The 7,992-nt window shown below is 37.7% G+C and carries 8 protein-coding genes; 5 read left to right on the top strand and 3 right to left on the bottom strand.

Annotated features, from left to right (window positions below; genetic code table 11):
* The 3 genes from HP439_RS16315 to HP439_RS16305 form a co-directional block, all read left to right on the top strand.
* The coding region (locus HP439_RS16315) for a UvrB/UvrC motif-containing protein (RefSeq protein ID WP_172391408.1) at positions 1 to 241 on the top strand (241 nt) is incomplete at its 5' end.
* Between the two features lie 20 nt (positions 242 to 261).
* Entirely contained in the window at positions 262 to 1,632 is a 1,371-nt protein-coding gene (locus HP439_RS16310) for a nucleoside permease (RefSeq protein WP_172391407.1), read from the top strand.
* 94 nt (positions 1,633 to 1,726) lie between these two features.
* Entirely contained in the window at positions 1,727 to 3,067 is a 1,341-nt protein-coding gene (locus HP439_RS16305; RefSeq protein WP_172391406.1) for a mechanosensitive ion channel family protein, read from the top strand.
* Between the two features lie 176 nt (positions 3,068 to 3,243).
* Here HP439_RS16305 and HP439_RS16300 read toward each other — a convergent pair whose 3' ends face one another.
* The 3 genes from HP439_RS16300 to HP439_RS16290 all read right to left on the bottom strand — a co-directional run bounded on the left by HP439_RS16300 (position 3,244) and on the right by HP439_RS16290 (position 6,086).
* Positions 3,244 to 4,809 carry a calcineurin-like phosphoesterase C-terminal domain-containing protein gene (locus tag HP439_RS16300; RefSeq protein ID WP_172391405.1) on the bottom strand — a complete coding sequence of 522 codons (1,566 nt, stop codon included), beginning with the start codon at positions 4,807 to 4,809 and terminating at the stop codon, positions 3,244 to 3,246.
* A gap of 107 nt (positions 4,810 to 4,916) precedes the next feature.
* A complete protein-coding gene (locus tag HP439_RS16295) occupies positions 4,917 to 5,333 on the bottom strand; it encodes a hypothetical protein (protein WP_172391404.1) in 417 nt (138 codons plus the stop codon).
* A gap of 171 nt (positions 5,334 to 5,504) precedes the next feature.
* Complete coding sequence (locus tag HP439_RS16290; RefSeq protein ID WP_172391402.1) at positions 5,505 to 6,086, bottom strand: C40 family peptidase; 582 nt, start codon at positions 6,084 to 6,086, stop codon at positions 5,505 to 5,507.
* A 459-nt stretch (positions 6,087 to 6,545) separates the two neighbouring features.
* Here HP439_RS16290 and HP439_RS16285 point away from each other — a divergent pair, with 459 nt between their 5' ends.
* Positions 6,546 to 7,442 carry an EamA family transporter gene (locus HP439_RS16285; RefSeq protein ID WP_172391400.1) on the top strand — a complete coding sequence of 299 codons (897 nt, stop codon included), beginning with the start codon at positions 6,546 to 6,548 and terminating at the stop codon, positions 7,440 to 7,442.
* Positions 7,443 to 7,534: 92 nt separating this feature from the next.
* The coding region (locus tag HP439_RS16280; RefSeq protein WP_172391399.1) for an inorganic phosphate transporter at positions 7,535 to 7,992 on the top strand (458 nt) is incomplete at its 3' end.

Raw genomic sequence — 7,992 nt, 5'->3', positions numbered from 1 at the left:
AATGGATGCGGCTGGTATCATAATAGAAAGCAACGACTTCGCATTTTTAGAAAATATTGAGAATCTCCCGAAAAAAGAGAATACGATACACAAAGACCCAAAAAAAGAAAAGGAACCTAAATCCCCCTACGCAAACCTTACGGACGAGCAATTAGAGAGCACTTTAAATAAAGCTATTGAATCCGAGCAGTACGAAACCGCTGCCAAAATTCGCGACGAGATCGAACGCAGAAAATCTTAATTAAATAACATTACGTACCTATGTCTATTAAGTTACGATTAACCGTTATGAGCTTCTTCCAATTTTTCGTTTGGGGAGCTTGGTTAATTACAATTGCAAACTATTGGTTCGGCACAAAACAATGGGATGGCACCCAATTTGGCGCTATTTTCGCCACGATGGGAATTGCTTCATTATTTATGCCTACACTGATGGGAATTATCGCAGACAGATGGGTAAATGCAGAGAAGCTTTATAGCCTCATGCACCTTTTGTACGCAGGTGCGCTTTTCTATCTCCCGTTCGTTGAAAACCCAAACGTTTTTTTTTACATCATGCTACTTGCGATGTGTTTTTACATGCCGACACTTGCACTATCAAATTCGATATCTTACACCGCGTTAACCAAAGGACAGTATGACTTGGTGAAAGCATTTCCTCCGATTCGGGTATGGGGAACCGTAGGTTTTATTGCTGCAATGTGGCTAGTCAATTTAACGGGAAACAAATCTAGTGCTGCGCAATTTCAAATCGCTGGTATCGCTGCAGTCGGTTTAAGCCTATTTTCTTTGACACTTCCTAAATGCCCACCTCGCAATACCCGCCAAGAAAACCAGACACTCACTCAAACATTAGGACTTGAAGCCTTTAGACTATTTGGAAATTACAAAATGGCTTTATTTTTTGTGTTTTCAATGTTTCTTGGTGGTGCTCTCCAATTGACTAATGCGTACGGGGATGTTTTTTTAGATGAATTTAAATTTTACCCGAAATACGCAGAATCAATCGTTGTAAAATACTCGACAATAATTATGTCGATTTCCCAAATTTCAGAAACATTATTCATTTTAGCCATTCCTTTCTTTCTGAAGCGTTTTGGGATAAAAAAAGTAATGTTAATATCCATGTTTGCTTGGGTATTAAGATTTGGCCTGTTCGCATATGGCGATCCTACTCTTGGCTTATGGATGATTATACTTTCATGCATCGTTTACGGTATGGCCTTTGATTTCTTTAATATTTCTGGTTCATTATTCGTCGAATCCTCTACGAATTCTCAAATTCGAAGTTCGGCTCAAGGGTTATTTATGATGATGACCAACGGTTTTGGTGCTGTGTTTGGTAGCTTAATCTCCGGATGGGTAATTGATTATAGTTTTACAAAACGTTTTACCGATGCAAACTCACTAGCGCAATTTTTGCAAACAGAAGAAAACAATCCATCTTTGCTTAAATTTATTGAGAATCGCGGAATCTCAATTTCAGAAAACGGACTGTTTAACTCAGAACTATTTTTAAAAGATTGGCATCACATATGGCTCGCCTTCTCCGTGTATACATTATGTATCGCAATTCTGTTTGCATTTATGTTTAAGCATAAACATGAACTTGATAAAAATAAATCGAAGTAAAAATAAAAGAATGGTAACATTTTAGCCGGTTTTTGGGTAATTTTCCCCTAATTTTGGCCATTTTTCGCTGTTTTTTCGTATTTTTACCAAAATTATGAGCATTATAAATAGTATTAAAATCTCCTCAACCGAAACAAGCACAACATATAACTGGGTATTTGAAAAAATTACAAACGCAGGCCTAGACGGAAAAATTACAAACATACTTACGTCCGCTATTTTACTGCTAGGGGCGACAATTTTGTTAATTATTGTTGATTACGTAACCCGAAAGATTCTTAGAACAGTTTTCATCCGATTAATAAAAAAAACAACCACGACGTGGGACGATTACTTCATTGAAAATAAAGTAATCAAACATTTCAGTCATTTGATTCCCTTATTATTAGCACATCAAATTTTACCGGAAATTTTCATTGGATTCCCTGCTTTCTCTGTTATACTTAGCAAGATTCTAATGATTTTATTGATTATAACTGTATTGGCTATCATCAACGGCATTTTAAAGACATCTAGAGATATTTTAAAAACATCTAATGCTTTCATAGACAAACCTGTCGATAGTTACCTCCAAGTTATACAGATATTTCTTTATTTCATTTGTGGAACCCTGATATTTAGCATTATGACTGGAAACTCGCCATGGTCGTTTCTCGTTTCCTTGGGTGCAGCTTCTGCCATATTGATGCTCGTATTTAAAGACACCATCCTTGGATTTGTTGCAAGTATCCAGGTCTCTGCAAACGATTCAGTCAGAGTCGGCGATTGGGTAGAGATGTCTAAATATGGTGCCGATGGAACTGTCTTACAAATCAATCTCAATAACGTTAAAATTCAAAATTTCGATAAGACTATTGTTGCAATACCCACTTTCACCTTGTTGAGCGATTCGTTTAAAAATTACAGGGGAATGGAGCAATCTGGTGGCCGCCGAATCAAAAGAGCGATCAATATTAAAATATCTACGATTCGTTATTTAGACGAAAAAGAAATTAATGCATTAAGAAAAATACAACTGTTAGCGCCTTTTATTGCGCAACGCCAAAAAGAGATAGCCGAATTCAATAGTAAAAATAACGCAGACCCAACTGTCCTTGTCAATGGGAGGAGGATGACCAATATAGGCTTGTTTAGAACTTACATCGAGCTATTCGCGAAAAATAATCCGAACATTCATCAAGAAATGACAATGATGGTACGACAATTAGCCCCGACGGAGCACGGACTACCTCTTGAGTTGTACATGTTTACCAGTGACACCCAATGGGTGTTCTATGAAAACGCGATGGCCGACATTTTCGACCATCTTTTTGCTGCAATAAAATATTTTGATTTGGAGGTTTTTGAACGACCTGGTTCCAATGATATTCACGAGTTTATAAAAAACCAAGACCCGTACGTTAAAAAACTAACAACAGAACAGCAGACTTTCTAATCAAACAAAAAAGGTTGCCTTTTTAGGCAACCTTTTGTATGATTAACATACGGTCTCAGCATATTTCACAACAGGCCTTAACATTTACCATAACACAATGAACTAAAATTACTCTACTTCAAAAGTGCAGTTTAAATATTATCTACGTGTTACCGGACCGTAAAGATTTAATCAAGTTATTTTGCTACGACTTCAATTTCTTTTATTGTTGTATAGATTTGCCCATACATGTCGGTCGCTTCAATTTTTATTTTATGATTTCCTACTTTCAATTTTGGAAGCTTTGTATTCCAAAGGTGTTTTGAAGAGACAGGATCTGACGGACGACGTCCATCCAACAACGTTGTTGCGCCGTCAAACTCCAGAACAGACTTTAGGTAAGCTGGATCGTATGATTCTACGCGTTGCATTTTCTTCCACTCTCCTTCGTCAATTTGATAACGAATTTCATCGTTTGCTGCACCCATAAAAAAGTTAACATATAATGGATAACGCCCAACGTATTTTTTCTCTACAATTGATGGTCCATAAACAGCTAATCCGCTTGCCGTGTTTTCTCCGACCACCTTATAGTCGAAGCTATATTGATTTCCTTTTACTTTAAGTATCGCGTAGCCTTTTGGTGTTCCGTCGCGCATTGTGGAAACTGGAATACCCTTATTATTAAGCAATCCAGAATACCAATCCCCCGATGTCGTTCCCACATTATATTCATGAAGTGGTTTCGCTCCTTTCCAACCGTGTTTATTATCATAAAAGTTTTGCTGTTGATAATGCGTGTGTGCGGATAATGTCACAACATTGGGATACTGAGCCAGAATATCGAAAAGACGTTGTCGATCTTCCTTTCTAAATGACGCGTTATTTTCGGGACTTAACGGTATATGCATCGATAAAATAACGAGCTTTTCTTTACTTACTAAGCTCAAATCATTTTCAATAAAATCCAATTGTGTTTTTCTAAATCCTCCTTGGTATCCTTTTCCTGTTTTAGGGTGTGGATAAATGATATCGTCGAGTATTAAAAAATGAACATCTCCAACATTAAACGAATAATTTGCTGGCCCAAAATTCTTCTCAAATGTTTCGTCGGATAGGGAATCTGTGGTTACATCAAAATTCAAATCATGATTCCCGATCACATTGTACCATGGTAAAGACATTGTCGCCATTGCTGCCTTATACCCTGGATGAAGACTTAAATCATTCCCAACCAGATCACCTAAACTTATGCCAAAAAGCGGACCGCTTACCGTTTTCGCTTCATCAATCACACCTTGTTTAAAAAAATCTAATTCATCCTCATTGTAAGCTTGGGGATCTCCAAAAACAAAAGCGGAAAATTCGCTGGCCTCCTTGGTTTCAACGACAGCAAAATCAATCGACTTTGGTAGCTTTCCCGTCGGCGGAACAGCTTCGAATTCTAATTTTGGACTACCTTGGGGCTTATGCGTATAGTAGAAGCGCGGTTGATTAAACTCATCTAGAGCAAACCTGTATCCGGTAGGCTTGATAGCAAAAATGATATTATCGTTTTGTACTGGAATTTCATAGTGACCATTTTTGTTGGTCTGTACCACCTGTACTCCGTTACTTACACCGACACCTGCTAGACCTACCTCCCTTTTGTCCCTTTGGCCATTTCCATTCGCGTCAACATACACGACTCCCTGAGCAATATCCTGAGCATAAGCACTTCCAGTGACTGCGAGTCCTATAAGGACCCAACTAAGTTTTTTCATAAATTAATGTTTGATATTTGATTTCAAACATAAACTTATAACATAAAACCGAAGTAAACAAAATATTAAATTCTTGTTATGTATTAGGCAATAGCGATGGTGGTATCCTATCTCGCATTCGCCACATTTATCATGTCGAGAACTTTCTCGATTGTCGTTTTGGCAGCATCTTTCATTTTCTCGTTACCTGCATAATCTGCATCAAGGGTTACGGTCTTACCTTTATCCTTATACTTAAACTCTAAAATATAACGTGGAACATCCTTCCCTTCTGTCGAATCAGTCCGTAGCGTCGTCATATCATTATCCACATTCCAAAACCCCATTTCCATTGCTTTACGATGCAGATAAAGTAAATCGTCATCGGAAAGTTTAAGCTTCGATTTTACCACCTCATTTGACCTATTAATATATTGGTATTCTTGAGTCGCTGAGTTATAGCTATTATACATGGAATCGGGAACACCGTATTGAATTGACAAATACTGAAAATCAGAGAAACGATAAGGTGCATTTTTTATCATGTTAGAATAATAAAAAACACAATAAATAAAAAAGGAACCTATTATACATAAGCCAAGAAAAATTGCTTTTGTTCTTTGTTTCATGAGGATAATTTTGTCGCAAAAATAAGCATTCAGGACGATATATAACCTTCTTTTGCAAACGAAATGCGCTAATTTGTAATCTAATTGTTAGATTTTTGGCGTTCCTGAACGAACGAAGTATTTGCGGTACCAGCTATCGCTAATATTGGAGATAATAACCCCTTTTCGGGTGGAAACATGTACGAATTTATTGTTATGAAGATACACTCCAACGTGGTCTATTTGCCGACCACCGAAAGAAAAGAACACAAGGTCGCCTTCTTTTAGTTCCTTTAGGTATTTTCGTTTTACTTCCGCCCCCATTTCACGAGACGACCGAGGCAAATCCTTGTTATACACGTTATGATACAGCAAACCGACAAATCCTGAACAATCAACCCCAGATTTATTGATACCACCCATGCGATGCGGCGAACCCATCCAGCTATCTATAAAATTATACAATTCCTTATTGCGAAGCTCTCGAGGATTCACGCCTAACATCGCCGCATAACTCTCAAGTCTATTACCCGAAAATGGCTTACCGCGCATGTCACTAGCATCTGTGGGAATCGAGTTGCCTCGACTTGATCCTGGGACCTTTTTACTCGTTCCACAAGAAGTCATCAACAATCCTATTAACAATAACGATAGATAGACTATATTAGATCTCTTAAATGTATTAAACATACAACAAATGTAATGTAAAATGTGTGGACCAGCAAGCTTGTCGACACCGATTTCTTGACATATAGATACGATTAAAGCTAGAAATTCATTACTCTCACAGCCGCAATTATGGCGCCCAAGAAACTCTTTTGTAAGTTGATGATTTCCCACAATGTCTACCGATGAATTATTTCTTGGAAACTAATCTCTCGAATGTGTCAGGATAAATAATGCTGCAGGTTGTTTACGAGTAAACGAATCTATGTACTTGTGTCGCGTCCCCTAGGTTTGCTCATTTTATATTTTAGAAGTGGTTTTTTATCCTGAAAGTATTGGACTTTTTTGGATTACCGAATCGTTCCCTGCTTAATAATTGAAATGCTAAATAATTCCATTAAAGAAGAAAGTTATATTTAATCATGCAAGTTGAAACTCTTCGGATTTCCCGCCCAACTATCGTAACTTGCACGAAAATGTATAATGGATAAAATTAAGGGGGCAATTGCTGTGATTATTGGCGCAGCAAGTTTTGGGGTTCTTTCAACATTTGTAAAAATGGCGTATGCAGAAGGCTTCACTTTGGGTGAAGTAACGGGTGTCCAAGCTCTTTACGGGGCATTACTTCTTGGATTAATTTTATTGTCCATCAAGATCATCCGGCCTAGCTATTTTAGAAAATACACATCGAAAAGCTCGAAATGGCTTATCCTCATTAGTGGGATTTCTACCGGGGTAGTGAGCATTTTGTATTATAAAAGTGTAGAACTGATTCCAGCTTCCCTAGCAATTGTCTTACTCATGCAATACATTTGGATTGGTCAGCTGCTAGAATTTATCATCTTCAGCGTTAAACCAAACCGTAAACAACAAATTGGCACTATCGTTATCCTCGGAACAACGCTGCTAGCGACCGGAGTATTCGAACAGAACCTTCGTTCCGTAAATTTCTCAGGTGTGATTTATGGATTATTAGCAGCAACTGCATATGCAGTTTTTATAATGGTCAATGGACGTGTAGGAAATGATCATCCTCCGATACTAAAGAGCACACTTATGGTTACCGGGGCATGTATTTTTATCTTCATTCTGTTTAGACCGTTCTCCATTATGGAAAAGGACACTTTCACGGAGCTTTGGCCATATGGTTTATTGTTATCAACATTAGGCACCGTGCTTCCTCCCCTTCTATTTGCATATGGGATGCCAAAAACAGGCATCTCCCTCGGAAGTATACTTAGCGCTGTAGAGCTTCCTGTAGCGGTATGTTTATCGTATATTGTTCTACGTGAGGTCGTATCGGTTTTACAATTCGTTGGCGTTGCAGTTATTTTAATAACTATTATGGTAATTAACCTACCTAAAAAACCGAACACTTAATTTTGTGTTAACATTAATATACAACAAACTTAACATTAAGTTAACCCCTAACAGAATAAAATGCGCGACATTTGCATTAATTTTAATTTTATATGGAAAGCTATCTTCTCATTGTTCTCGCGGTCCTAGTAGTACTCGCAATTATTGACTTAATGGTTGGTGTTAGTAACGATGCCGTTAATTTTCTAAATTCCGCAATTGGTTCGAAAGCCATTCCGTTCAAAACAATTATGATTGTTGCTAGTTTAGGAATACTCTGCGGTGCAGTCTTTTCTAGCGGAATGATGGAAATCGCGCGAAGCGGTATTTTTGTACCCGAGAAATTCTCTTTTCAAGAGGTGATGATCATTTTCATAGCGGTCATGGTTACTGATGTAATTTTGCTTGATATTTTCAATTTTTTTGGACTTCCCACTTCGACTACTGTATCAATTGTTTTTGAGCTTTTAGGTGCCGCAGTGTGTTTAGCAGTTTACAAAATATACGATGGAAACCTAAACTGGAGCCTCCTACCAACTTATATCAATACTGAAAAAGCGTCTGAAATTGT

The organism is Sphingobacterium shayense (assembly GCF_013179575.1).
Taxonomy (GTDB): domain Bacteria; phylum Bacteroidota; class Bacteroidia; order Sphingobacteriales; family Sphingobacteriaceae; genus Sphingobacterium; species Sphingobacterium shayense.
Note: the sequence above shows the minus strand (reverse complement) of the source record. Positions and strands in the feature narration are given on the sequence as shown.

Excerpts from the sequence above, each read along its gene's own strand:
- HP439_RS16310 (WP_172391407.1), top strand. The coding sequence starts at position 262 with ATGTCTATTAAGTTACGATTAACCGTTATGAGCTTCTTCCAATTTTTC.
- HP439_RS16305 (WP_172391406.1), top strand. The coding sequence starts at position 1,727 with ATGAGCATTATAAATAGTATTAAAATCTCCTCAACCGAAACAAGCACA.
- HP439_RS16300 (WP_172391405.1), bottom strand. The coding sequence starts at position 4,809 with ATGAAAAAACTTAGTTGGGTCCTTATAGGACTCGCAGTCACTGGAAGT.
- HP439_RS16295 (WP_172391404.1), bottom strand. The coding sequence starts at position 5,333 with ATGATAAAAAATGCACCTTATCGTTTCTCTGATTTTCAGTATTTGTCA.
- HP439_RS16290 (WP_172391402.1), bottom strand. The coding sequence starts at position 6,086 with ATGTTTAATACATTTAAGAGATCTAATATAGTCTATCTATCGTTATTG.
- HP439_RS16285 (WP_172391400.1), top strand. The coding sequence starts at position 6,546 with ATGGATAAAATTAAGGGGGCAATTGCTGTGATTATTGGCGCAGCAAGT.